The organism is Clostridium pabulibutyricum (assembly GCF_058242705.1).
The window spans coordinates 109,007-132,842 of record NZ_JBZAYZ010000007.1 but is presented as its reverse complement, the minus strand read 5'-3'; the positions used below and the strand labels follow the sequence as shown (position 1 = coordinate 132,842).

Annotated in this window: 37 protein-coding genes; 3 read left to right on the top strand and 34 right to left on the bottom strand. The window is 34.6% G+C overall.

Annotation, left to right across the window (positions count from 1 at the left end; all coding sequences use genetic code 11):
* Positions 1 to 21: 21 nt before the first annotated feature.
* The 33 genes from AC4CVH_RS09490 to AC4CVH_RS09330 form a co-directional block, all read right to left on the bottom strand.
* Positions 22 to 1,056: a hypothetical protein gene (locus AC4CVH_RS09490; RefSeq protein WP_490787514.1), complete on the bottom strand. Its 1,035-nt coding sequence runs from the start codon at positions 1,054 to 1,056 to the stop codon at positions 22 to 24.
* 16 nt (positions 1,057 to 1,072) lie between these two features.
* On the bottom strand, positions 1,073 to 1,471 hold the full coding sequence (locus tag AC4CVH_RS09485) for a DUF2190 family protein (RefSeq protein WP_106008480.1): 399 nt from the start codon (positions 1,469 to 1,471) through the stop codon (positions 1,073 to 1,075).
* Between the two features lie 15 nt (positions 1,472 to 1,486).
* Positions 1,487 to 2,617 carry a hypothetical protein gene (locus tag AC4CVH_RS09480; protein ID WP_490787513.1) on the bottom strand — a complete coding sequence of 377 codons (1,131 nt, stop codon included), beginning with the start codon at positions 2,615 to 2,617 and terminating at the stop codon, positions 1,487 to 1,489.
* A gap of 17 nt (positions 2,618 to 2,634) precedes the next feature.
* A complete protein-coding gene (locus tag AC4CVH_RS09475; RefSeq protein WP_490787512.1) occupies positions 2,635 to 2,781 on the bottom strand; it encodes a hypothetical protein in 147 nt (48 codons plus the stop codon).
* 54 nt (positions 2,782 to 2,835) lie between these two features.
* Positions 2,836 to 3,186, bottom strand: coding sequence for a hypothetical protein (locus tag AC4CVH_RS09470; RefSeq protein WP_490787511.1), 351 nt, complete (start codon positions 3,184 to 3,186; stop codon positions 2,836 to 2,838).
* Positions 3,187 to 3,199: 13 nt separating this feature from the next.
* Positions 3,200 to 4,228, bottom strand: a complete 1,029-nt coding sequence (locus AC4CVH_RS09465) for a hypothetical protein (RefSeq protein ID WP_490787510.1) — start codon at positions 4,226 to 4,228, stop codon at positions 3,200 to 3,202.
* On the bottom strand, positions 4,221 to 5,723 hold the full coding sequence (locus AC4CVH_RS09460) for a phage portal protein (protein WP_490787509.1): 1,503 nt from the start codon (positions 5,721 to 5,723) through the stop codon (positions 4,221 to 4,223). The genes AC4CVH_RS09465 and AC4CVH_RS09460 overlap by 8 nt, the downstream gene beginning before the upstream one ends.
* 8 nt (positions 5,724 to 5,731) lie before the next feature.
* Positions 5,732 to 7,141 carry a terminase B gene (locus AC4CVH_RS09455; RefSeq protein ID WP_490787508.1) on the bottom strand — a complete coding sequence of 470 codons (1,410 nt, stop codon included), beginning with the start codon at positions 7,139 to 7,141 and terminating at the stop codon, positions 5,732 to 5,734.
* Complete coding sequence (locus tag AC4CVH_RS09450) at positions 7,134 to 8,015, bottom strand: terminase small subunit (RefSeq protein WP_490787507.1); 882 nt, start codon at positions 8,013 to 8,015, stop codon at positions 7,134 to 7,136. The genes AC4CVH_RS09455 and AC4CVH_RS09450 overlap by 8 nt, the downstream gene beginning before the upstream one ends.
* An 85-nt stretch (positions 8,016 to 8,100) precedes the next feature.
* The gene (locus AC4CVH_RS09445; RefSeq protein WP_490787506.1) at positions 8,101 to 8,679 is read right to left on the bottom strand and encodes a KwaA family protein; all 579 of its coding nucleotides are present in this window, start codon (positions 8,677 to 8,679) and stop codon (positions 8,101 to 8,103) included.
* A 21-nt stretch (positions 8,680 to 8,700) separates the two neighbouring features.
* Positions 8,701 to 9,624 (bottom strand): Kiwa anti-phage protein KwaB-like domain-containing protein, encoded by a 924-nt coding sequence (locus tag AC4CVH_RS09440; RefSeq protein ID WP_490787505.1) that lies wholly within the window; start codon positions 9,622 to 9,624, stop codon positions 8,701 to 8,703.
* 343 nt (positions 9,625 to 9,967) lie between these two features.
* Positions 9,968 to 10,096: a hypothetical protein gene (locus tag AC4CVH_RS09435; RefSeq protein WP_490787504.1), complete on the bottom strand. Its 129-nt coding sequence runs from the start codon at positions 10,094 to 10,096 to the stop codon at positions 9,968 to 9,970.
* A gap of 386 nt (positions 10,097 to 10,482) precedes the next feature.
* The gene (locus AC4CVH_RS09430; RefSeq protein ID WP_490787503.1) at positions 10,483 to 10,878 is read right to left on the bottom strand and encodes a type II toxin-antitoxin system HicB family antitoxin; all 396 of its coding nucleotides are present in this window, start codon (positions 10,876 to 10,878) and stop codon (positions 10,483 to 10,485) included.
* Positions 10,879 to 10,935: 57 nt separating this feature from the next.
* Entirely contained in the window at positions 10,936 to 11,124 is a 189-nt protein-coding gene (locus tag AC4CVH_RS09425; RefSeq protein ID WP_490787502.1) for a type II toxin-antitoxin system HicA family toxin, read from the bottom strand.
* Positions 11,125 to 11,210: 86 nt separating this feature from the next.
* Positions 11,211 to 11,738 carry a hypothetical protein gene (locus AC4CVH_RS09420; RefSeq protein ID WP_490787501.1) on the bottom strand — a complete coding sequence of 176 codons (528 nt, stop codon included), beginning with the start codon at positions 11,736 to 11,738 and terminating at the stop codon, positions 11,211 to 11,213.
* 143 nt (positions 11,739 to 11,881) lie between these two features.
* Positions 11,882 to 12,037 carry a hypothetical protein gene (locus AC4CVH_RS09415; RefSeq protein WP_490787500.1) on the bottom strand — a complete coding sequence of 52 codons (156 nt, stop codon included), beginning with the start codon at positions 12,035 to 12,037 and terminating at the stop codon, positions 11,882 to 11,884.
* An 11-nt stretch (positions 12,038 to 12,048) separates the two neighbouring features.
* Positions 12,049 to 12,204: a hypothetical protein gene (locus tag AC4CVH_RS09410; protein WP_490787499.1), complete on the bottom strand. Its 156-nt coding sequence runs from the start codon at positions 12,202 to 12,204 to the stop codon at positions 12,049 to 12,051.
* The gene (locus AC4CVH_RS09405) at positions 12,197 to 12,346 is read right to left on the bottom strand and encodes a flavoprotein (protein WP_490787498.1); all 150 of its coding nucleotides are present in this window, start codon (positions 12,344 to 12,346) and stop codon (positions 12,197 to 12,199) included. The genes AC4CVH_RS09410 and AC4CVH_RS09405 overlap by 8 nt, the downstream gene beginning before the upstream one ends.
* A 160-nt stretch (positions 12,347 to 12,506) precedes the next feature.
* Complete coding sequence (locus AC4CVH_RS09400) at positions 12,507 to 12,947, bottom strand: RusA family crossover junction endodeoxyribonuclease (RefSeq protein ID WP_490787497.1); 441 nt, start codon at positions 12,945 to 12,947, stop codon at positions 12,507 to 12,509.
* Complete coding sequence (locus tag AC4CVH_RS09395; RefSeq protein WP_490787496.1) at positions 12,944 to 13,240, bottom strand: hypothetical protein; 297 nt, start codon at positions 13,238 to 13,240, stop codon at positions 12,944 to 12,946. Before AC4CVH_RS09395 ends, AC4CVH_RS09400 begins: the two co-directional genes overlap by 4 nt.
* Before the next feature lie 18 nt (positions 13,241 to 13,258).
* Positions 13,259 to 13,501, bottom strand: a complete 243-nt coding sequence (locus AC4CVH_RS09390) for an AbrB/MazE/SpoVT family DNA-binding domain-containing protein (protein WP_490787495.1) — start codon at positions 13,499 to 13,501, stop codon at positions 13,259 to 13,261.
* A gap of 1 nt (position 13,502) precedes the next feature.
* The gene (locus AC4CVH_RS09385; protein WP_490787494.1) at positions 13,503 to 14,306 is read right to left on the bottom strand and encodes an ATP-binding protein; all 804 of its coding nucleotides are present in this window, start codon (positions 14,304 to 14,306) and stop codon (positions 13,503 to 13,505) included.
* Positions 14,245 to 15,078, bottom strand: a complete 834-nt coding sequence (locus AC4CVH_RS09380; protein WP_490787493.1) for a DUF4373 domain-containing protein — start codon at positions 15,076 to 15,078, stop codon at positions 14,245 to 14,247. Before AC4CVH_RS09380 ends, AC4CVH_RS09385 begins: the two co-directional genes overlap by 62 nt.
* Positions 15,079 to 15,116: 38 nt before the next feature.
* The gene (locus tag AC4CVH_RS09375) at positions 15,117 to 15,974 is read right to left on the bottom strand and encodes a recombinase RecT (RefSeq protein ID WP_490787492.1); all 858 of its coding nucleotides are present in this window, start codon (positions 15,972 to 15,974) and stop codon (positions 15,117 to 15,119) included.
* Between the two features lie 2 nt (positions 15,975 to 15,976).
* Positions 15,977 to 16,165, bottom strand: coding sequence for a hypothetical protein (locus AC4CVH_RS09370; RefSeq protein ID WP_490787491.1), 189 nt, complete (start codon positions 16,163 to 16,165; stop codon positions 15,977 to 15,979).
* Positions 16,165 to 17,100: a YqaJ viral recombinase family nuclease gene (locus tag AC4CVH_RS09365; RefSeq protein ID WP_490787554.1), complete on the bottom strand. Its 936-nt coding sequence runs from the start codon at positions 17,098 to 17,100 to the stop codon at positions 16,165 to 16,167. The genes AC4CVH_RS09370 and AC4CVH_RS09365 overlap by 1 nt, the downstream gene beginning before the upstream one ends.
* Positions 17,101 to 17,204: 104 nt before the next feature.
* Positions 17,205 to 17,429, bottom strand: coding sequence for a hypothetical protein (locus tag AC4CVH_RS09360; RefSeq protein ID WP_490787490.1), 225 nt, complete (start codon positions 17,427 to 17,429; stop codon positions 17,205 to 17,207).
* Between the two features lie 58 nt (positions 17,430 to 17,487).
* A complete protein-coding gene (locus AC4CVH_RS09355) occupies positions 17,488 to 17,718 on the bottom strand; it encodes a hypothetical protein (RefSeq protein ID WP_490787489.1) in 231 nt (76 codons plus the stop codon).
* Positions 17,715 to 17,897: a hypothetical protein gene (locus AC4CVH_RS09350; RefSeq protein ID WP_490787488.1), complete on the bottom strand. Its 183-nt coding sequence runs from the start codon at positions 17,895 to 17,897 to the stop codon at positions 17,715 to 17,717. The genes AC4CVH_RS09355 and AC4CVH_RS09350 overlap by 4 nt, the downstream gene beginning before the upstream one ends.
* Complete coding sequence (locus AC4CVH_RS09345) at positions 17,897 to 18,667, bottom strand: Rha family transcriptional regulator (RefSeq protein WP_490787487.1); 771 nt, start codon at positions 18,665 to 18,667, stop codon at positions 17,897 to 17,899. The genes AC4CVH_RS09350 and AC4CVH_RS09345 overlap by 1 nt, the downstream gene beginning before the upstream one ends.
* Before the next feature lie 30 nt (positions 18,668 to 18,697).
* Complete coding sequence (locus AC4CVH_RS09340) at positions 18,698 to 18,874, bottom strand: transcriptional regulator (protein ID WP_490787486.1); 177 nt, start codon at positions 18,872 to 18,874, stop codon at positions 18,698 to 18,700.
* A gap of 17 nt (positions 18,875 to 18,891) precedes the next feature.
* On the bottom strand, positions 18,892 to 19,326 hold the full coding sequence (locus AC4CVH_RS09335; protein WP_490787485.1) for a helix-turn-helix domain-containing protein: 435 nt from the start codon (positions 19,324 to 19,326) through the stop codon (positions 18,892 to 18,894).
* A gap of 40 nt (positions 19,327 to 19,366) precedes the next feature.
* On the bottom strand, positions 19,367 to 19,585 hold the full coding sequence (locus AC4CVH_RS09330; protein WP_217810522.1) for a helix-turn-helix domain-containing protein: 219 nt from the start codon (positions 19,583 to 19,585) through the stop codon (positions 19,367 to 19,369).
* A gap of 226 nt (positions 19,586 to 19,811) precedes the next feature.
* Between AC4CVH_RS09330 and AC4CVH_RS09325 the strand changes: the two genes are divergently transcribed.
* From AC4CVH_RS09325 to AC4CVH_RS09315, 3 genes are all read left to right on the top strand, one after another.
* Positions 19,812 to 20,246: a helix-turn-helix domain-containing protein gene (locus AC4CVH_RS09325; RefSeq protein ID WP_217810523.1), complete on the top strand. Its 435-nt coding sequence runs from the start codon at positions 19,812 to 19,814 to the stop codon at positions 20,244 to 20,246.
* 13 nt (positions 20,247 to 20,259) lie between these two features.
* A complete protein-coding gene (locus AC4CVH_RS09320; RefSeq protein WP_217810524.1) occupies positions 20,260 to 20,685 on the top strand; it encodes an ImmA/IrrE family metallo-endopeptidase in 426 nt (141 codons plus the stop codon).
* 477 nt (positions 20,686 to 21,162) lie between these two features.
* Complete coding sequence (locus AC4CVH_RS09315; protein ID WP_490787484.1) at positions 21,163 to 22,212, top strand: site-specific integrase; 1,050 nt, start codon at positions 21,163 to 21,165, stop codon at positions 22,210 to 22,212.
* A 74-nt stretch (positions 22,213 to 22,286) separates the two neighbouring features.
* On the opposite strand, the gene guaA is transcribed toward AC4CVH_RS09315, so the two are convergent.
* Positions 22,287 to 23,819, bottom strand: a complete 1,533-nt coding sequence (guaA, locus tag AC4CVH_RS09310) for a glutamine-hydrolyzing GMP synthase (RefSeq protein ID WP_490787483.1) — start codon at positions 23,817 to 23,819, stop codon at positions 22,287 to 22,289.
* Positions 23,820 to 23,836: the final 17 nt, after the last annotated feature.

Genomic DNA, 23,836 nt, shown 5'->3' with positions numbered 1-23,836 from the left:
CCCACACATTACATGTAAATGCTATTTCAAAGCTATCTGCTGCACATTTTCATCTATAGCAGCAAACACACCTCTGTAACAATATCCAACAATCTGTGCTTCCACAAGTCTGGTCAAATCAGGGTTCCCGGTTTCAGTTGTCAGGTCCTTCTTGACAAGTTCCTTGAATCCTCTCTGTGGTCTTATCAAATATGCTGTACCCGGAGTAACACCCTTGTATTCATAACTCTTCTTTCCAACATTGACGTTCCATCCATCATAATAAATTATTGTTGATATACCTGCTATTGACGGATAAATAGATCCTTCAAGCTGGTGTCCTCCCCTTATTGCCATTTCTATGTCTGTTTGGTCAGCTGAACTTGCAAGGAGTATTGTCCCTGGTCTTTTTGCAATGACTGTATCCTTTATAGCCTGATTCAATGTTCTCCATATTCCAAGCCATACAGGATCATCTGTTTTGCCCTGAAATGCTGTTTTATTTGCCGTCTTATAGGTAGCTCCAATTATAGGATATAAGTGCATATGATTTAACAATGCATTGTATGCCTGTCCCATAGATTTATTAAGTATTTCAATGTTAAATGTCTGATTAAAGTCCACCATTTCCTTGGTATATTCAAAACCTGTTGCATATGTCTGTATTCTTGCCACAGGACCATGTTCAGCACTCAGTGAGCCAAATTTGACTTCTTCTCCCTCAATATGCTCCAAAAATACACAATTCCCGTATAGTGCCCATTTGGCATCCAGTGTCTGAGGTAAATTAGGATCTGAAATTGTATCGTATATAGGGCTGTATAAAAGCTGAACTTCTTCCCTCCCAAGTTCCACATCCAGAGTAACTTTCCTCAAAAGTTCCTTAAGGTTCGCAGTAGAACCAAAGGTCATCATTTCACCGAGTGGCTTCGTAAGCATCAGTGTTTCCATCTCACCATTTACGAGCTTTTTCTTGGCATAATCAGTTTTGCCATATACCTCAAAAGGTACATCCTCTTCTATAGTCATGGATCTTTTTTTATCTAGCATTGTGTCCTGGCTTATAATTTTAACCATGCTTCAATTCCTCCTTCTATGCGTATTGTGGCAGCAGTATAAACCAAATTACATTATTGCTGTCCTTTGGCTGTGTAACTCTGCCTACAAGTCTGTTTGTTCCTTCTGTTATGGTAAATTTCTTTGCTGTATCATCCCAGTAGATCTTATCCCCTTGATTAAAGGCTTCAGTAGTAACAATATTGTCAGTTTCATATTCTGCCTGTTCTATAGTTAAGGTAACCTCATCAGTCTGTCCTTCTCCTGTAGTCACTGCTTGTGCTGCCACCCCAAAGAAGCCTCCTAGAAGATAAAACTGTTGTGCTTCTATAGTGGTATTTTCAGGCACCACAACCTTGACGCTTTTGCCATCACTTATTTTTGCTCTTGTAACCTGCTGTTCTTCACTTGGTACTGGTTGTCCTGCATATGACATGTTTTCTCACTCTCCTTATATTCTTGATTTTCTAACACTTACACCACTGCCGATATTACCACCTGCAGGGGTGCCTGGCACTTCTGTACCTGTCGGCATGTCTAAATGTTCCTCTGATATTAGATTCTTAACAAATTCATCTTTCAAGATATTGTCAATTTCACCTGAGATAACTTCTTTTGCAGCACCATCTTCAATCTTCAGCATCTTTTTAACTAGATTCTGAGCCATTTCTCCTGTAACTTTTTCCTTTACAACATCATCTACAACCTTTTGAAATCCTGCTTTTTCAGCATTTACTACAGCTGCATGTGCTTTTTTAGCCACATCAACTATATCCATTTCTCCAGTGACTGCAAGTGCACCTTTGACCTTATCCAAAGTATCTTTTGCACTCACTGCTTGTTTAATATCTTCCATTTCACCTGCCACAAGTTCTGTAGTTACACCAAGCTCACCAAATACCTGCTTGTAAGTAACTGTGCCTGTTTGTAATAGTCCTTTTAAATTCTGCATTAATTCCTTAAAATCCATTGTTTTACCTCCCTTGTTATCATCATTTTTTATTGTTGAATCCATCTCCATTCCAACTATGCTTGTAGGCATACCTGGCCTGTGAAGTGGTGTCCAATCAATAGAAAGTGGATTGTATCCTGTTACATCCATTTCACCGGTACCACTATTTTTCTTTAATTTAGGAAAACCAAAGATAGAAACTTCTTTAATTCTTCCAGTTCTGACCCATCTTTTTAATTGAGCAGCATCAGCGTCAATAAGTCCTCTAAAATAAGCTTTATTACCATTCATCTTGGCACCAATCCAACTTGTTACTGGAGGTACAAATTGAGTACTTACATCCTCTGCTTTTTGGTGTCCCAAAAATCCATTTAAAGTATTTGTATTTACATAATCAACAATATTCTTTAAGCTTTCAGGTTTGTAATTCCAACCTCTCTTCGATTTAGTGGCTGGTATTTCAACTGCAACTTCAAGTGGGTCTTTATCCAAGGATTTCATTAAATCTAAATTAACTCCTTGAGCTAGTGGAATATCACTAGGTTTAACCTGTGAAAGGCTTGCACTAAGTGAATCCATTTCTCCATAAACTTCATCTGCCATTTCTCCTATAGGTTTGCATAGAAACATTTTTATCGCCTACCTCTTTAATTTAATAACCCCACAAAATGAAATAATAACTCTATTATATTAATACCTGTATCATCTGCTATTGATATCCAATATATTGCAATTCCCCCTATAACGTAAGGAATACAATTTTTCTTAGCTCCCTTAGGCTTTCCAAAATACATATCTCCTAAATAAAGTAGACAAATTAATATACAAACTAGTAAAATCCTCAAATCTTAATCACCAACCTTCATTGATTTAAATGAATTTCTCAATCGTTCGGCAAATTTACTTAAACACTTATCCAACTGAGAACTACAATGTATTTCTGTCTCTTCAGTAGAGTCGCAAGGAGAAAAACCAATATCTTTATTTTCAGTACACTTGTTAACTGCTATTGCCTGTACATTAAATAAATTTATACATACAATTCCATCTGTATCTTTAAGTTCATAACATACATAGTTGTCAGAACGTTCTCCATTCTCTGCTTTCCTGTAATTTTCCTTAAGTTTTATTAGATCCGATTCCTCTGCTGTACCTCCTATGCAATTTCCACCATTAAGCCAGATAGTATAATTTTTCATATCAATATTCCTCCTAAATTTGTTTTATATCAGCAATATACATAGATGATTTCTTATAAACATTCTGGTACCAATCTTCAAGTCCTGGCTCACTTCCCGGATTTCTTTCCCATCTTTTAAGCCTGTCTACAAAGTCAGCATGGTTTTCATTAACTGTAAGTGTTATGCATAAACAATTAGGATGAAAAGGATAAGAAGGAGCTTTATCAACTGGATATACTCCAATTCCAAATCCGTATTCATCAGAACCGCATATATGATCGCATATATCATAGTGAGGATGTGAACCGGATAAGATGAACTTTACTCCACTGCACGAAGGGCTTACCATGGCACTTTGAATGGTAGATTCTCCATATGCAGCAGTCATTTCAGTTCTTGCGAGCCTTAAAGATTCATAACATAGATCCTCAGGTACCCTACTTCCCATTCTTTTCGTCATGTTAGGATATTGTTTTGACAGAGTCCTTTTACCTGCCTTAACATATTTATCAAGCATCCTGGCAGTTTTAACACAGTCCTGACCTTCGGCCACTGCATTCTGAATTATCTCATTCATATTAACTCTATAGTGTTTTGCTTTACTCCATATTCTATCTGAAAGATACAATCCCTTATATGACCTTGCCCAGCATGTTTCTATTGCCCTTAGATTAGCTTTATAATGCAAATCTGTTATTTTAGATAATTCAATTTTGGTACCTGCTTTCTTTACAGCAGATATGTCAATAGCTTTTGCATATCCTGTTGCTGCTATTGCATTTGATTTAATATACTCTTCAAATATCATAGTAAGTTGACCTTCAAGATCATCTTGCTGTTGTTTTAAAGTTGCAACCAATGCTTCAAGCTGTCTTTCCCTTATTTTTGAAGTACCTTCTCTTTTAAGTTTCAAAGATATATCATTTACAAGCCTCGTATATAATTTTCTTATTTCAGTTTCATTGTTCAACCTAAGATCTATATACTTCTTTCTAGCCTGAAGTGCCCAGGTTTTATAATCACCAGCAGTTTTCTTGAGATTATCTATTTCTTCACTCATCCACACTGCCCTCCTGATTACTTGAGCTATTTATCTCATCATCAAGTTTCTTTTTTTCATCATCAAGGCCACCTGAATCCTGCATCCTGAAATTGAGCATCTTGTCCTTTAATATTTTTTCTCGCTCACCAACTACGCCCTCATCACTACTGATGTAGTCATTCATAGTATCAATATATTTAGCCAAGAAATTTGCGGCAGATTCAATCGAAGTAAATCCTCCGGTAATAGCAGTCTCAAGGGCTGTTGTAACATAATTAAGGGTTTCAGCACTCTCTTTATCATCTTTTGGAGTAACTTCATCCCAACCAAGAGCCACGTCATATGAAGCAAAATTGCCACCTGCTGATTGTGCCGACATTATGAGTACCATTCTTGCAAGCATTCGCCACTGCTCAGTAAATTGTTCTCTCTTACGCCTTATCTTGTTGGCCATAATAGGCATCTGTTCTTTTACACTGGCCAAGGCACTTGGAGTATGTACTCCAAATACAAACTCTGGAACTTCGCTGACATCAACAATACAATAAAACAAGAGGTTCAACAGTGGCTGCGCATCTCCCGTGGCACTATTGACCTCTACAAATCCGGCATCCTCATCAGGTGCCACGAATAAAACTTCGTGTCCATCTAAATTTATCGTTCCACCATCTTTGGCAAACTTTACTGGGTCCTCAACTCCAAAATTATTGGCCAAGAAACTTTTAACATTCTTAAGCTTCATCTTTAATTTAGGAGTACTGTGCATCTTACTTCCCTTAAGAGCATGTAACATAACATCATGATAAGCTTTCAGCAACGGCTCTATAGGCTCTATATCACTTTGGCCATACTTTAATGTTTCATCAGGTTCGTTCTTAAAATGCACTATAGGAATAAAACCCCATGGATTTGGTGTTGTTCCTGCTTGTATACCTTCTGGGGTATCTCCAGTTATCTGTATTACCCTCTCCTCTGCCGTTATAGCCTGAATAATATCACACTTGTATTTATTACCGTCTATATCCTGCCATTCCTGGTGATTTTTCAAGATATAAGCTGTGGGTTCCCCTGTTGTTGGGTCAAGCAATATGTCCTTAATCTGCTCTGGAGGGATGAAATTATATATCAATCTATTAGGCTTATCCGGATACAGTGGATTTACAACTTCCTCACGTGTGATCCACACATAGCTGTCACCAAGCTTCAGAGCGTCGGTATGAGTCTTAAGCATCTGTGATGTATTGTCCAATGCAAAATCGTCAAGTATTTCTTGCGCTGAATCATCTTCACAATCAAAATGAGGTACTCCCATAAAACCTACAGTAGAATTTATTATAGGTCTTACAAAAGGAGCACCTAATTTGTAATCATCATTGTTGTTTTGGTATAGCTGCCTTGCAATCTCATAATCCACCTGGGAACTGTCCAATTGATATGTGGTTGTAGCAGTCCCTCCGGATATACGCATCTGCTCACCTTTAGGACCCAGCAATTTCAATTTTACGCTTTTCATAAAAGACTTTAGCCCCATATTCTCACCCCTTTCAGTAAGGACAAATCGCTGCTGCCATTTTCGGCGAACGAATATATGACTGCATCTGCACAGTCTGGTGATTCACCTATCCTCTTTTTCATTTCCTCTTTCCTTTCAAGATCTATCCTACCTTTTGAATCAATCTTGTATTTCCTGTTTGAAAGCTGTTTGATGAGCTTCTCATTATCTGGAAGCTCAATAGTAGGTTCTTTCCCTTGAACAAAATTAGTAAAGTTTTCTTCAAGAATATCTCTCATATTTCCCCACATCTCTGCTGATTTATCTGAATAATGTTCATCATCATCCGCCTTTGCACCGTTCTTTATAGGAATAATCTCATACCTCAATCTTTGCTGTCTTACTACCTCGTTAAGCCTGTCCGTCACTCCTCCACCAAGACCATCATCATCAATCTTGATTTTTACTTTGTTGATTTGATGATACTTATTTTTAAATTCATCTACTACTCTGAGTATATTTCCACTGGTCTCCATGGTGTCCTTCTTGCTGTATTGAAGTAGTGAGAATACCTTATTGCCTATCCTTGGAGCCAGAACAGTATTGTCATCACCAAATCTGGCAATATCGGCTCCCAAATTGAAGGTAAAACAGTCTTTTATGCTCACCTTTGTACTTGAGGCAGTTTCAGCATATTCAAGAGGAATAAGTGCATCTGATTCACCCTTGGGGAATTCTCCAAGTACCCTTACTCTGTACACGTCACTATCCTCAAGATATTTTCTCTTGAGCATTTCAATGTTATCCTGTGATGTCCTTGGGCTGTCCAAAGATGATACCTTGAATGTTCTGTATAAATCCCTGTCCCTGTTGTGACTGTCATAGAATGTGCCACTTGTTTTTGTAGGGTTTCCACACATGAGAAGCTTGTTTTCATATCCTGTAAGTGTTCCAAGTATAGCTTCCATAATTGAATCTGAGACACCTGAAGCTTCATCAACCACAAACAGCATGTAGTCTTCATGAAAGCCCTGCATATTCTCAGGTTTTACTGCTGTCCTTGCAGTAGCCCACCATCTTTCCTCATAGCCTTTCATATATACCTTCGTCTTGGTCCATTGTAGGAGCCTGTCAACCATGCTTCCTGAAAGCCACTTTGATATTTCTGCCCAGAGTACGTCATATAACTGCTGCCTTGTGGGTGCTGTAGCTATAACCTTCGGAAATGGCCTTGTACATAAATACCAGGTAACAGCTATACTTTCAAGTCCTGTTTTACCTACTCCTTGGCCTGACCTTACACTTACTTTTGGGCTTCCTGCAAGTGCCATGAGAACATCAGACTGCCACTTGTCGGCATGGAAATTAAGCATATCCTCGGCAAACCACACAGGATTGTCCCAGTAGTTATCCAGTAAAGTTATTAATCCCTTATCCATCTTTACCACGTCTCTTTGCTGCTATTTCTTGAATTTTATCAGCCCATGTCTTGGCTTCATCATGCTTGCCATCTCCCTTTATGTTGTTTACCTCAGCCTTCAATTTTTCACATTTAAGTTTCTGCTCCTCTGTAGCTATATCCATGTGCTTTGACAACCAGTCAAGGGCTTTCATGGCATCATGTAGCTTTATACTCACGCCATCTTTACCCTGCTTGATTTCGCTTACAAGGCTGCCATCCACCTGATCCGAATCTTTTAATATAATATAATTATCAATCCAATAGCATGGATTCCCATTAGAATCAAGTTTTTGCTTGCCTGTCTTTTTATCTATCATAGGTATTTTCTCATGCCCATATCTCATATAATCATTTATATTAGCAAACGCTATATCCAGATATCTCTGGAATATATCATCAGGACTAATCATTGCCCTGTTGAGCTTACCTTCTTTCAGCTTCCGTATTTCCTCTTTTATACGAGCATTTACAAGCAACCGAGGTCCATTGGTATTGGCAATTATATAGTCACATTCATATGCTTTTTGGTACGCCTTGGTGGCATTGAAGCATTTAATATAATAAATGCAAAAGAGCCTTTGCTTGTCGGTGAGTCCCGAATTTAATATTTCGGTAACTTCTTCAAGCTCTGGCTCTTTATTTACCTTATTCTTTTTCCGTTTGGAACGTTCCGTATTCTTTTGGAGCGTTCCATTCAATTTACTGTCCCATTTATCTTTATTCTTCCACCCTCTTATGGTGCCAGGTGAAAGATTCAATATCTCTGCTATTTTTACTAAATCAATATTTCCGTCATTCTCTTTGTAAATTTCAAACGCTTTGTCCCGGTTCGGGCTTCTCTGCCTTGGCATGCCTACACTGTCACCACCTGCCTATTCGTTTTGTTTTGGATTGAAAAAAGAGCCCTGATGAGAGCTCCTTTGGTCTTAATTAATTTTATATCTCATTTTGAGATTTTTGTATTAGATATATTCTATCGCATAATAAGCTTGATTTTAAATCTTCGTTTTCTAAAGATTTAATGTCAGAATAAGATATATTAGTAATTATTATCTTTGAACCATCAGCTTTATACATAGAATACCCCCATATTAGCCATAATGGGTTTAAATAAACTAAATTTAACCTTACATACATAAATCCAATTATTAAAAACAACATTACATTCATTATTAGTGTTTTTTTTGATAAAAAATCTGTAGATAACAATGGAATTATATATGTCATCATATAATTAATAATAGAATCATCTGAATTGGAGATATTTAAAAATTTGTGTGATTCAGAGGCATTTGTATTTTTTAAATCATATATGCTTTCTAAAGATATACATATAAATATAATTATTATAAATGCAAAAAGTGATACCTCTATATTTTCAAATTTCAATATCTTTATTAATTTAGGAATATTGTTATATTTTTCTATATTGAGAATTAACAATATAATATAAAGAGGAAAATATGATGATATAAACATCTTAACTCGCATATTTAGATAATTTATTTTATTCAACCATATTCACCTCTCTTTTATTTAAATGCTGTCATCAATCCCTGCTCTCCTATTAATTATACTTCTATAATATGAGTCTCTAACCAATCTGATAACATCCATTAACTGTTCTTTATTATCATAAATAATTTTAGCAATCTCTCCACTATTGTCAATATCAATATCAAGTTCAAAGATTTCTATAACATTTACTACATTTGGAAAATTTTCAAAACAATTTTCTAATCTATTTTCTTCTGTTAACATTTTAGTTAAAGTTCTTGTTATTCTCCTATCATTTAAACAGTCTTCCTCAAATTGATCAAAATTACTTATTCTATTTGAGTTCCTTATTAAATTTATAGCAGTTTGAGCTTTTTCTAAATATTGCTCTGCTAAAGAAAAAATTCTTTCTAAGGAAATATGATTCAGTATGAGTACATCCTGACCGTGAATTACCAAATCTATATTACCATCAATCCCCAAAAGTGTTGTGTCTATTTCATTAAATCTATTATCTTTAATATGGCCAAATATTCCCTTTGAGGATAGTTTTTTAAATTTAGTTACTCTTCTAAAAAACATGGTTTTATTGTCATTACTTTCTCTTCTATCTGTAATAACAAGGCAATAAAAATTAAGCTTATTTATCATTTCGCTATCTATAGGTTCTCTATTTACATTACAGTCATCAAAGCTTCTTATTACATCTCCATAACTATTAATATATTCGATATTGCACGTTTCCATTGTTTCTTCTCTATAACCAACAGGGCTAAAATTAACTTGTTCAACGTTAACAAAGTTTTCTAAGTATTCTCGTATTAGCTTTTTTAATTTTTCTTGTAATGGAGTATCAATTACAGGTGAATAACTAATATATCTTATTCCCCTTTTTCTAGTAAAATATAATCTTAATTCTGTTTCTTCAGAATTTAATACTTCAATCAATGAAATTATATCCATAGTATCACTCTCCTCTTGCCTAATATTTCAACAAAAGGAGGCAATATCCTCCAATTATCGTTCGTCAATATATGACTTAATTTTTATATTTTTAAATATATCTCTGTTAAAGCAATTATAAGGCTTCCACCTAGTACCGCAACTATTCCTTGTGCCATTCTGTCATTTGTGCATAACATAATTGCAACAATAAATAACCACATCTCAACTCTGCTTTGGCTCTTATTAAATAAAAACATTAATATCTTTTTCAGCATTATAATTTATCTCACTCTCTTAATGGCATCTTTTACCCTTCTGTAGCATTCTTTAATGTATATGCCAATATATTTATTTTACTACTCTAAAGCATACCTACAAATACTGCTTTTGCACCTGCAGGAACATACCCTTCTCTCTTTCCTGTTAGGGCACTTCCTGCAATATTCCTCAAAATTGTTGTAATACAGCTTTGTATAATATTCATCATCACGTTTCAAGCTTATCACTCCCGACTTTCTCTCACGCAAAATAAGCACCCTAAATGACGGATGCCTATTTTTATTTAAATGCTATAACAATGGGGAACTATTATTTTCATTTTCTCTAAGGTATTTCCTTAGGACACTTATAAGTATATACGGTATTTGTGACAGTTTAGTGTAATATTAATTAACTATTGATGAAAAATTATATGATTGTATGAATAAAATATAAAAACACCTGGCTAAGAAGCCAAGTGTTTACGGAAGATCCAACATGTCATACAGTTACCTTTGTAATCCCTGCTCTGCTTACAATACTATAATAACACGTTTTATTAGAGTTATAACAAGTACTTAACAAGCAACTCACAACCTTTTAACAAGCTAGTATTTTCTAAATGCTCAATTTTTTCTTTAAAGCTTCTTGTAATACTTGTGAAAAATTGATTTTATTTTTTTCTGCTTGATATTTTAACCATTGAGGCATAGTTACAGTAGTATTAACTGTTTTATTGTCCATCTTAGCACGTATAAGTAACATATCTGCTTCTATAGGAACTACAAAACTGTTTTTTTGGGTTCCTATCTTTTCCGGAGGTGTTGGAGTTGGGAATTTCTCATTTTCATCTTCCATATTCCATAAAAACAATTCCAATGATTCCTTTGCCATAATTAAAGCTTCGCTTAAATCGTCTCCTTCTGTTACACAACCTTTTAAATCAGGAAATGAAACAGTATATCCACCATCCTCATAAGCTTCAAATAATGCAGGATACATATATTTATCCATAAATACATCTCCCTTATTTTAATATATTTTATATAATCTTAAAGTGGTGCAGGGTGTTTATTTAAGCCCTGCATCTTTAAGTATTCTGTTCAATGTTCCAGGTCTCAAATCCTTATTGCCATGGTCCGGTACTTGGATTTTACCTTTTTGGGTTGGATGAATGAAATGTTTATGTGAACCTACTTGATTTTTTAGAACCCATCCATCAGCTTTTAACATCTTAATTAATTCCTTTGGTTTCATCATCCCTCCTCCTTACAATTATATTATAGCAAGTGCTGTAACACGTGTCAACAGTTTTATAAAAATAATTAAAAAGTATAGATTTTACTCTACACTCTATTAGCCATTACCCATTCTTCCCAGCTAGCTATATTTTTTAACAGTTTCTTTTTCCTTTCTGTAGCAGCCTGTTGTGAAATACAGTATTTCATGCCCACTTGCCAATCTGCTTTCCTGTACTTATACTTTTCCTTCAAAAACTCTAGATCTTCGGTTCTCATGTCTTTTATATTTTCCCTAATAACAGAGTTATTAACTTCCATATTTCGCAGCCGTTCTTCTACATCAGCCACCTGTTCTAGTTTCCATGACTGTTCTTCAAGCAACTTATCCGTTATGCGCATTAAAGTCCTCTCGGCATAGCTTTCGCCTGTAGGACTTGTCTGAACTCTTTCTTCATATGTAATTGACCTAGATTCTTCGGGGAGGTCTACTTTAATATTTCTAAGCTTGTACTCTATTTCATCTATTTGTTTCTTCAGGATATTCAATTTCATGTTCAGCACTCTTGTCCTTTTATCCCTATTAAAATAATCTCTGAGCCTGCTCTCCATATTAGCCATTGCAATTTTATCCATTATTTTAACTCCTCCCCTAAAATCTTAATTATTTATGTCTAATTCTACATATCTTTACACCTGCAGCCATTATTCCAACGCACGTTACTGCTGTTGTCATATATAGCAACACAAATTCGGCTAATTCTTTCACTCAATCACCTCTATAAAAAACTCTCTTGTATATTCTCTTTCTTGGTTTCAACATCTACTTTTCTCTTGATTCTATCTATTTTCTCTTTGAGAATCTTTTTATGTTTCTCCGAAGTGCTGTATTTCAAGGCAAGCTTCAGGCTTTCCAACTTACTTAATTCTTCCATGTAATCACCACCTACTTAGCAGAATGGTTCATCTTCCTGCACCTGTTTACAGCCATATCCACGACTTCATATACCATATTTTCTTTGTCCTTTATCTTCTTGACTTTCCTTTTCTGCAAAATCTGGTATGTCAAAATAGCCTTTTCTCTGCAAGTTAGTTCATTCATTTAGCAACTTCCTCTCCATATACAAAACGCCGCACACTGCATCTTCTGCTAAATCTTCAATGTGGTATTTTCTCCCTAATCTCTTGGTAATCCTGATTTTCTCTTTGAAATTTTTATACGGTACCACAATTATATTTGTCATTTCACCACCTACTTTTTAAGATTTTCCATGTATAATAAATAGCATTGTGCCAAGGAGTGAAGTCCTTGGCCTTTTGTTTTTGTGAATATTTAATCTGCCATCTCAACTCCGTCCTTCCTTGCCCTCTCTGCAAATGCGCCTCCTGCCAGTGTTTCAAAATTTATTTGCTTTGACATATCAATTCCTCCTTATCTATTTGATTCAGTTTCACAACCACATGAGGTTGTTCACCATAAAATTTATTCACCGTTAAACTTACAATCTGTTTGTCATCCTCATAAGCTATTGAATTAAGTGCGTCGCATACCGTCTTTGCTACATTGTCTACATCTGGTTTTTTATCTGGAAGCAGCTCATTGTTCAACATTTGTTGACGTTTTTTATTGCTGATACTCTTTGGTATTCTATAAAACGCTGTAATGTCAACTTGTATATATCCATCAAGCCTTGGAAACCTGTTGGTAACATACAATTCTTTCACATACGTTTCATATTGCAGAGTCTTTTCTGGTGTATGCGCTGACTTGGTCCATCTGTTGAACCTTGGCCTCTGCTTTCCCATAGGGTCTCCTGGAACTATTAATTCTATTGGACTATTCATGTTTTCTCCTTCTCTTTTATCTCTTTCAGTATTTCATCTAATCGCCTATGACTATGAAATTTTAACTCAAAATACTGGTATATATCCTTTGGCAATCTCATATAAAATCCCTCAAAATCAATCTCATTTTTATATTCTTTATCTTCTCCGGATATATCTCCTGGAGCTTCAGCACTTAAATACACCTGTCCACCCATAGTCTTAGTAACAAACATGTACTTAGCTCCACCGTATGTCCTTGCAATATCCCTTAGATATTTAATCAATGGAATTTGAAGTATTATCTGACTCACATCTATCCATCCTCCCGTCTATCTCCCTCTGAGTTCATCCATGCATTTCCTGCATATATTCTTGCCTTTCCATTTCACAACGTCCTTTGCTTCTCCGCAGAATACACACGCCGGTTCATATTTCTTTAGGATTATCTGTTCACCATCTACGTATATTTCCAATGGATCCTTCTCGTTTATGTTTAAAGTTCTTCTTAGCTCCTTAGGTATTACAATCCTTCCTAACTCGTCTACTTTTCTTACAATTCCCGTTGATTTCATTCTATTTTCCTCCTCGATTTTTCATAAAATTTTTCATTCTGTAATTGTATTTAGGTCCTTTAAAAACCATAGTATTTTTTTCACACGGCTCAAGTATCCTTCCTGCAAGTGCATCACCAAGCTCTGTTAATATTCCTAACGTACATTCACTACTTATGATCGTTGGTAAATTGTTGAAATACCTGTAGTTTATAATCGGCATTATATGCTTTATATCAGCTTCACTTAGCTTCGCCTTATTGCCATATTTATCTTTTATGAGCTGTCCATTTGCGACTTTGTCTTTGAACAGATCGTCTATAATCAGCACTTTTGCCCTCTGGTACCTGTTTGAAAGCTTTAAATAATATTCATCATCATTCGTGTTTGCCTTAAGCTGTCTCATAGCTTCAAGGTAAGGCATATACACTACTTGTACAGGATCTTTTCTGCTTAAAAGTGCTGCTCCTATAGCAATTACTACGTGGCTTTTACCCGCACCAGGCTGTCCAAATAGTCCAAAACTGTTTTTCTCAGTTTTCCTGATCTTATCAAAGTTCTGTATATATGCTGCTGCCATTTTCTTAACATCTCTGGTGAAATCATCATAAGGCTCATAATCATCTAAAGTCTTTACCGCAGCAGGGTCTACACCAAAGCTTTTCCAAAGTCTCGACGCATAGTCTTTTTTATAACAATCGCATCTTCTGTAGCCTCTTTTGCTCTCAACCCATCCAGTGTCTTGGCATACAGGGCATTTATACTTAACTCTCGAACCTTGAGAAGTCATATGGACTTGATTCAGTATTCTGCTCAGTGCCTCCACTATCCTCAACCTCCTTTTTCTCAATAGCCCAATTTTTCAGTATCGTATCCATGTACCCCTTGATAAATCTATTTTTATTGCATACTGTCACTTTAAGAGCTTCTTTAGCCCGTGCATAACCATAGGTCCCTATAAAGACCTTGAGTGCGGCCATATGCGCAGCTATGCTTTCATTCGGTTTTAGCGTTTCATAATACTTACAAAGCTCCATTGCTTTTTTTGAGAGAGAGTTTCCGGAATCGGAAACTTTGTTCTCTCTACTCTCTCTTTTACTCTTCTTTACTTTACTTTCCTTTACTTTACTTTGGGGATTAATGTCTGCATTAACTATCTCATTGCTAGAGTTAATGTTAACAATAACTAAGTTTTTGTATACATTAATGGTTTCATCATCCAAAAGTAAGTATTCTTTGTATATTTTTACCTTTTGTCTTCTACCTACTGCCTCCATATATCGTTTCTGAATACCCTGCGAAGTAAGTACTTTATAGGTTTCAAAGGCATTTTTATCGAATAATTCCCACTTTATACAATCATTAATGATTACATTTATTGAGTTAATGTCAACATTAACTCTCTTTGAAAAGAGTAATTGTTGTTTTTCAGTCCACTCATAGAAGTAACCGTGCTTATAAATTTTCATTAATAATTTAATTACTACACCAAAACCAACCAAACCATGTTGTGCTTCTATAAGTGCAACTTTATCATCTTGGTCCATATCCACGTCTAAAGGGAAATATTCCAATCCTTCTTTTTGAGGCCTAGCCAATGTATTCACCTTCTCCCATAGTCAAATATTCCTTAAATTTATTCCTTATCCTCGGCAAACGGCGTACCTTCGTAAGGATCTTTACTATTCTCATTTTGTTCCTTATATGTCTCTGTATATTCAACGTCAGTTACTTCAGCATCAGTTGTATCCTCTATATCTTCTTCAAGAAGGTTATGGCTCTCTTCGTCAGTTTTTATTACCTTGCTATCACTAGTAACTGCCTCCTGCATATCAATGTTCAATATTCCCCATGTTGAAAGCATATTTTTAAGTACTGTTTTCTTTGCCATAGCATCAAAGTCTGTTTTCCATGGTCCATTATTAAAACTTTTGCTGAATCTCTTAGCATGTGTTGTTACCTTTTCTTTACTCCAGTAGACCATTTTTTCAAATCCATTAAGAAGTCTGAAATATGCTGCATATCCTATTACTGCATCTGACTGCTTATTATCAAGGTCAAGTTCTAGCTCCTCTGTAAGTGGATTGAAGCTTTTAAGCTGTCCTTCATATATCTCTGTTACGTTAAGTTTCTTATACTGTGCTGACCTCTGAGCCATCTGTATAAAACCTCTGTACCCTACTTGAAACTGTGCTTCTAATTTTCCATGATTTTTAAATGGTATAATCCATGCAAATCCTAGGTTCGGATCTATCGGAAGTTTCAGGGAAGCCGCCTTTAAGGCACTCCCTAAAACCGTCATATTGTCACAACCTTTAAGTTTGTCCTGCTTTAAATTAAGCAGACTTGTTATAAATCCATTGGCCTGCTTGTCAAGCATATCCTCAAATCTTTTCTTTATACCTGGTGAATAAACAATTGCTTTGAAAGCATCCTTGGGTGGCTTGGCTTCTTTCTTAGTAAGTTCAGTTTTTAAACTCTTATTTGTGGCCATAATTATTCATCCTCTCTTCTAGAATCAGCTTTAAAATTACACATCATTTTATCTTTATCTCTATCATAATAAATTGAATCTATAAAATACTCAGAATCACCTGGATCATACATTTTAAAGTCATTTTTATTCATAGCTGCCAGCTGGGCATTAAAACTATTTATAAGTGCTGTAAATGCTGGATTTGCCATTACGCTTTTACCTCCTTGATATTAAATTTTCTGTATGAGCTTGCATTTAAATATTGTTTAAATAACTCAGGGTGCTCCATCTTGAACCTTTTGCTGTCAAACCTATTGGAGGCTATGCTCTTCCAACTAATCTCGTAATCAGGAGCATATCCTGTCTCTGCCTCACCCATTTCAAGCTTTATGCTGTTCTCAATTTCCTTAGCCTGAAGCTCAAGAGATTTTATAGTATCTTTAATTTCGAAGTAATCTTTAATTTTGTCTTTGTATTCAGATTTTAGGTTTACAGTTATTCCTGGTGATGAATCTTTAAATCTTTCCTTCAAGTATCTCTCTGCAGCATTTGATCCATCCAACTTTGGCGGCACTCTCTTAAGTACATTGTTTTCCCAAAAATCTTTTTCTTTGGCCACAATAAGATTTATTAACTCATCATCCCTTGCTACTTCTTTATATATAAACTTCTGCCCACCTATGAGCACGGCTATATATGCCTTTTCATCACCTGTAACAGCCAGATAGTGCATAACCTGTGCCAGATAACTTGCGGGTATTTCTTCACTCTCCCACCTGCTCGACAGGAAAGTATTTGCTGTCTTACATTCAAGCAGTGCTTTTTCGCCCACTATTTCCCTGTCCAGATTTGCAGTCATAAAAGGATACTCGACACTTTGTAGTATTGCATTTCTCCTTCTAACTCTTTTACCTGTTTTCTCTGAAAATCTCCTTGCAACATTGGGCTCCAGTATAGTTCCCCAATAAGCAGCCTCACTCTGTTCATCATTTTTGACTATCTCCTGGGTTTTATCTATATAAACATCAAGTGGTGATTTATAATTGTTTATCCCAAGAATTGCTCCTGCATCAGAACCGCCGATACCAGCTTGACGGCTCTTAAGCCATTCTAACTCTGTCATATTCTTAGTTTTAGCTAACACCTTGTACAATCTTTTTACCTCCCAATTTGATTTTTTCCCTATTTCACGATAAAATAGGAATAACGAATTTTTACTAAACTTTTACCCTTTGGCCAGGGTATTTTTTATCTTTGTGGCATAATAAATACATCATGTTGTATGTCATTTATTAGCATCCTTTGCATCATGTCTAATACTTCATATGTTCTTTCTGGTGTATCGTATATTCCAAGCCTGCAATATTTTTTGTGAAATCCATTTCCATATATTTCTGCTGAATTTTCTTCATTATTTATAAAAAAATCATTTATATTTGCCAATATAGTTTTGTCTTGACTTCTAACCCACATATTTTATCCCCCAATCTAAGTAAACTCTTAATCTTTGCATCTACATTCCTCCATTATTTTATTCACCTTCCTTCGTCTTCGACTTTAGATACTCTATAAAGCCGGGCATTGTACCAACAAAATCAAGTGCAACATGCTTCCTATGCTTTTCTTCTTTAGGACCTTCCATGTACTGTTTAAATTCATTAAGGCTTACAATAAACTCTTTGTATAACGCCTTTTCCATTCCAAGTGCTTTATCAAATTTTCTCTTGTATTCATTTATCAGGCACTCTAAATATCCATTCATTTAATTTTCCTCCTCTCTATTTCCTTGCTTATCGCATCAAACCTACTTTTAACCTTGTCTCCCTTTTTAAGTTCAACCCCAAGTGCAACTCTTACCATAGTTAATGCAAATGGTGCTGCTTCTTTCAGCCCGACTTTAAATTTCTTGCTGTTTATGGATTCTCTATACCATGGGTTCACTATATTGCTGCCTCCTCTCTTATCCTTACGCCATTCTTTATAGCCATTTCTTTTACTATGCTTATATAGATTTCCTTGAGTCTTGGCTCATTTTCCAAAACATCTAAAATATTTAATTTTTCTGCTCTGCTTGGAGCCATACCGTTTGTTATAGCTCTCTTTTTAAGATTAAGTACCAATACATTTGGTCTGCATTTCCCTCTAACTTTTAGAGCCTCATATACCTGATCCTTTGGAGTTTTGTAATCTCCAAGTTCTCTGCCTATGGCATTTAAAATCCTGTTACATTCTCTGCGCCATGCTGCTTGCGGATTTAAAGTAATTACATTCCTTATGTCTTGGACTTCCTCCTTAACCTCGCTGGTCTGTTTCCTGGCTTCTTCAATTTGCAGACGCATGTCCTTCATTTCCTGAAGTGACTGGATAAGAACATCTTCTATACATGTTGGCTTCTGTATTCGAGCTTCCATATCATGAAACCTGTCTATATATGTTGCTGTAAATAAGACTCCTTTCTCTCCAGTAAGTTTATGAGCTATCATTTCACAACCTTTTTTAGTTACCTTATAACAATTTCTTTCTTTTCCTTGTAAATCTGTATATGTGTTATCAATGAAGAAATCAGCCAATCCAAAATTGGATTTACCTAAAATTTCAATATAACCTTTTATATCTCTTAATAAATGTGAATGATCTTTGCCTACCATTTTTGCCACTTCTCTACTGTCTATAGTTAATGATTTATTCTGAAATTGTATTAAATTACTCATTTTTCACCCCTCCTCTTTCAATAAAGTTAGCTAACAATAATATTTTTCATTGAAATATTTAATTGGAACTCTACCTGCAATAGTTATATATCCTTTTTCTTTAAGTTCCTTATTCAATTGTTGTATAATTCTATAGGCCATTGATTCAGATACATCTAAAATGTTTTTAATATCATCTACTCTGTAACACCCATGTTCTGCAACCATCCATCTCACTTCCTTTTTTACTTTGAAAATTTAAAAGTCATAATTGCTTCAAATACAGCATCAAGTTTTTTACAAATCTTTTTAAAATCACAGGTTTCATCATCACTCACTTTTCCATCAGAGCCAATTCTAATAAGTAAATCTTCAGAGTCAATAAAGTCCTTAATTTCTGTGTGTATTTTCAAAATTGCAGTTGGTAATTCTGTAATTTCTATATTAGGTAAATACTTTTGGCCAACCTCTGCACTTGTCTTTAGATGTTGATATGCAAGATATTGTGTGTTATAAATCTCTATCATCTTGATAACCACATGATCTGGTGGAACTCTTCTATCTCCCTCATAAGCTCTTAAACTATCAACAGATATGTCCATAAGTTCAGATGCCTTTTCCTGTGTTAATCCTGCACTCTCACGCGCTATTTGGTAGATATTTCTGTACTCCTTGTCCATTCATTTCACTTCCTTTGGCTAGTAAAATTATTTTATGGGATCACACAACCTCCTTTGTTTCCTCTGGCTCGATTAAATCACTTGTAGATACTTCTAATGCTTTTGCTATCTTTTTAACTGTATCTACGGTTGGATTAGTTACTTTATTATTTACAATGTCATAAAGCTGTCCATTAGAAACTTTGCTTTTTTTCATAACTTGATATATTGACATATTTTTGTTTTCTGCTATTTTCCTGATACTATCACCTATTGTCATGATTTCACTTCCTTTTTATATATCGATATTTCGAATTTATTTCCGTGATTTAATAGTATCGTAATATCGGAATATTTTCAAATCATATACTACGTTAAAAATAATTATATTTTTAAAATAGATTAAAATAACTCACAATATCATTATTTTTCTCGCAATATATTGACTTTACGATATATTGATATTATTATATAGATATAACGAGATACTGGAAGGATGTATTCATATGTTTTATAGAGATAAGATAATTAAATTATTAGAAGAAAAAGGCTGGAGCAAATATAAATTAGCTAAAGAAGCCAGTATACCTCAATCCAGCTTACATGATATATTAAGTGGTAAAATTAAAAATCCAACAGTTGATAGAGTAAAAGCTATAGCCGATGCATTAGAAATAACAGTTGATGAACTTCTTGACGAAAATGAAGATAAAAATAAAGAAGATTTTAAACCAACTCTCTCTGTAAAAGAACAGGAAAAGTTAGATAAACAGGCCGAGGAATTAGTTAATGAATTAACTCTATCTTTATCCCAAAACAAAGATCACTTAAGTGACAGGGATTATGAGGTATTGCGTGCAAGTATGAAAGGTGCATTACAGGCAATGACCTTAAGGAATAAAGAAAAATACACGCCTAAAAAATACAGAAATAAGAAATAGGAGGATGTTATTTTTGTATATCGAGAATTACGTTAGAAAAACTATAAATGGTTTAATTGAAAAATATGGGACAAGTAATATGATTGATATAGTTCATAGCAATAAGAATTTATGTATATATTTTTGTAGCCTTACGGAAGATTTAAATGGTTGCTATAAATATTTTTCTCCTAAAAGGCAGATTGTTGTTATAAATGAAGATTTGTCTGAGCATGGTAAGCAGTGCGCATTGTTCCATGAATATGGGCATTGCGTATTAGAGCATAAAGGTAAGACATTTTCTAATTCGATTTCAGCTGCATATACAAAAGAGGAATATGAGGCTGACATGGTTTCAGCCTATATGTTTTTAGTCCATAATCATATAGATAACGAACGAATTAATGAAATAGTTCTTCCTGATAGAGTAATGAGCTTAATATATAAATTTTTGAAATAAAAGACAATATTATGAATGATATAAGAATAAAAAAGTATAAATGATAAATTTATCTTAAGAAGAATCAATTTGGAGTTAAACTCCTATATATTTTTAATTTATAAAGAACTGGTGTTCTGATTGGAGGAATTAAAGTGACAAATCATCATATAAATACTCCGCGATTAAAAGATCTACAGTATGAAAAATATGCAGGAATAATAAAAATCATAAATGCTTTTAATTCAGGTATTAACACTATATATGATTTATCAAAATACTTACATGTATCAGAAACATTTCTGAAAAAAGCAATTAATTACTACAAGATTAAATATGGTTTATATTATGAGATAGATACTTATTACATATGTTTTTACCCTACTCTATCAATTATTTCAAAGTATAGACTAAATTAATTATAAATAAGTACTTTAGATGCTATATATTTTTTAATTTTATAGCGAACATAAGTTTGATAAAAGGAGTTGAATTTTAATGCCTATTTATAAAGATGAAAAAAGAGGCACCTATTACTGTTCATTTTACTATAAGGATTGGACTGGTGCTAGGAAAAGAAAAAAGAAAGAGGGCTTCAAAAAGCAAGGTGAAGCAAAAGAATTTGAGAGAAATTTTTTATCTAAATATCAGAACAATTGCAATATGAGCTTTAAAACTTTAACTGATCTATACATGGAAGATGCATCTAGTAGAGTAAGAGCTACTACATTGGCTAATAAAAAGAATTTAATAAACTTAAAAATAAGACCTTATTTTGATAAATTAAATGTAAGTGACATTACTCCTAACCATATAAGGAAATGGCAAAATAAACTTATAAATAAGGGATATTCTGCAACATATTTAAAGACAATTAACAATCAAATAAGTGCTATATTTAATTTTGCTATCAAATATTATAATCTAAGCAGCAGTCCTGCTCTAAAAGCTGGATCTATGGGTAAGAAAAACGCTGACAGTATGAAATTTTGGACAGTAAAGGAATTTAAAAAGTTCATTAAGTACAATAATAAACCTATATCCGTATTGGCTTTTAAGACGCTATTCTGGACAGGTATGAGAAGTGGAGAGCTATTGGCCCTTACATGGAAAGATATTGATTTATACAGTAAAATAATAAGCATAAACAAAACTTACGCAAGACTTGGAGGTAAGGATATTATAAATGACCCCAAAACGCCTAAGAGTAAAAGGAAAATTCCTATATCAGATTCTCTTTGTAATGATATAGGAGATTATAAAAATAAATTATATGATTTTAATAGCAGTGATAGAGTTTTTCACTTTACAAAATTTTTTCTTGAAAATGAAATGATTAGAATATGTAAAAAAAGTGGAGTAAAGAGAATTCGAGTACATGATTTAAGACACTCTCATGCATCTTTGCTTATCGAACTCGGCTTTACTCCCTTAGCGATTGCCGAAAGGCTTGGTCATGAGAAGGTACAAACAACTCTTGATACCTATTCACACCTTTATCCTAACAAAGGCAATCTAATAGCAAATAAACTTGATGATTTATATTAGTACGTTTTTAGTACGATTTTTAATTTTTCAATTCTTAAATCATTTGATATCAATGTTTTCAGAGATTTTTACTTTTATTCCCACTCAATAGTAGCAGGTGGTTTTGAAGTTACATCGTAAACTACCCTGTTTACTCCCTTAACTTCATTTACTATCCTGCGGCTGACCTTGTCTAATACATCATAAGGTATTCTCGCCCAATCGGAAGTCATTGCATCGGAAGATGTTACTGCTCTTAAAGCAACAGTATAACAATATGTTCTCTCATCTCCCATAACACCTACAGAACGTATATTGGGAAGACATGCAAAATACTGCCATATTTTCTCGTCAAGTCCCGCAATAGCTATTTCCTCCCTGAATATAGCATCTGCTTCCCTTGTTATTTCGAGCTTTTCCTCTGTAATTGCACCAAGTACCCTTATTGCAAGTCCCGGCCCTGGAAAAGGCTGTCTCCATACAAGTTTATGAGGTATTCCAAGTTCTTCTCCCACTGCTCTTACCTCATCTTTAAAAAGCTCCCTTAATGGCTCTATAAGTTTGAAATCCATATTCTCAGGAAGTCCGCCTACATTGTGATGACTCTTTATAGTTGCAGAAGTTCCAAGTCCACTTTCAACTACATCTGGATATATTGTCCCTTGAACCAAGAATCCTATATCTCCAAGCTTCTTTGCCTCTTCCTCAAATACTCTTATGAATTCTTCACCTATAATTTTTCTTTTCTTTTCCGGATCATCCACATTTTCAAGTTTTCCAAGGAACCTGTCTTTTGCATTCACCCTTATGAGATTCATGTCAAATTGTTTTTTAAATACGGCTTCAACCTGGTCTCCTTCATCTTTTCTAAGAAGTCCATGATCTACAAATATACATGTAAGCTGTTTTCCAACTGCCTTGTGAACAAGTACTGCCGCTACCGAAGAATCAACTCCGCCTGACATTGCACATATTACCTTCTTGTCCCCTACAATTTCCTTTATATGTTTAATCTTCTCTTCTGCAAAAGAAGACATTGACCAGTCTCCATGCACTTTACATATTCTGAAAAGAAAATTATGGATCATTTTTCTCCCAAAAGGAGTATGCTCAACCTCAGGATGAAACTGAACTCCATATATTTTTTTAGCCTTGTTTTCAACTGCTGCAACCGGAACCTGTTTTGTTTTCCCTGTTATTTCAAATCCATCTGGAGCATGGGAAACAAAGTCTGTATGGCTCATCCAACAACTTTGTACCTCATCCAGATCATAAAACAGGTCATTGTCAATTTTGAGATTTACCTCTGTTTTACCGTATTCTCTTACATCCGCACTCTGAACCTTACCTCCAAGTGTATTGCATATAAACTGATGTCCATAACATATCCCAAGTATAGGAACTCCGAGGTTAAATATTTCTTCACTCACCTTTGGGGCATTTTCCGCATACACACTTTTAGGTCCACCGGTAAATATTATACCTTTTGGATTTTTCTCTTTTATTTTATCCACCGAACAGGTATATGGAAGTATTTCACAATAGACGTTGTTTTCTCTTACTCTTCTAGCTATAAGCTGATTGTACTGTCCGCCAAAATCAACTACAATAATAAGTTCTCTTGCCATAAGTCTCCTCCTTATAT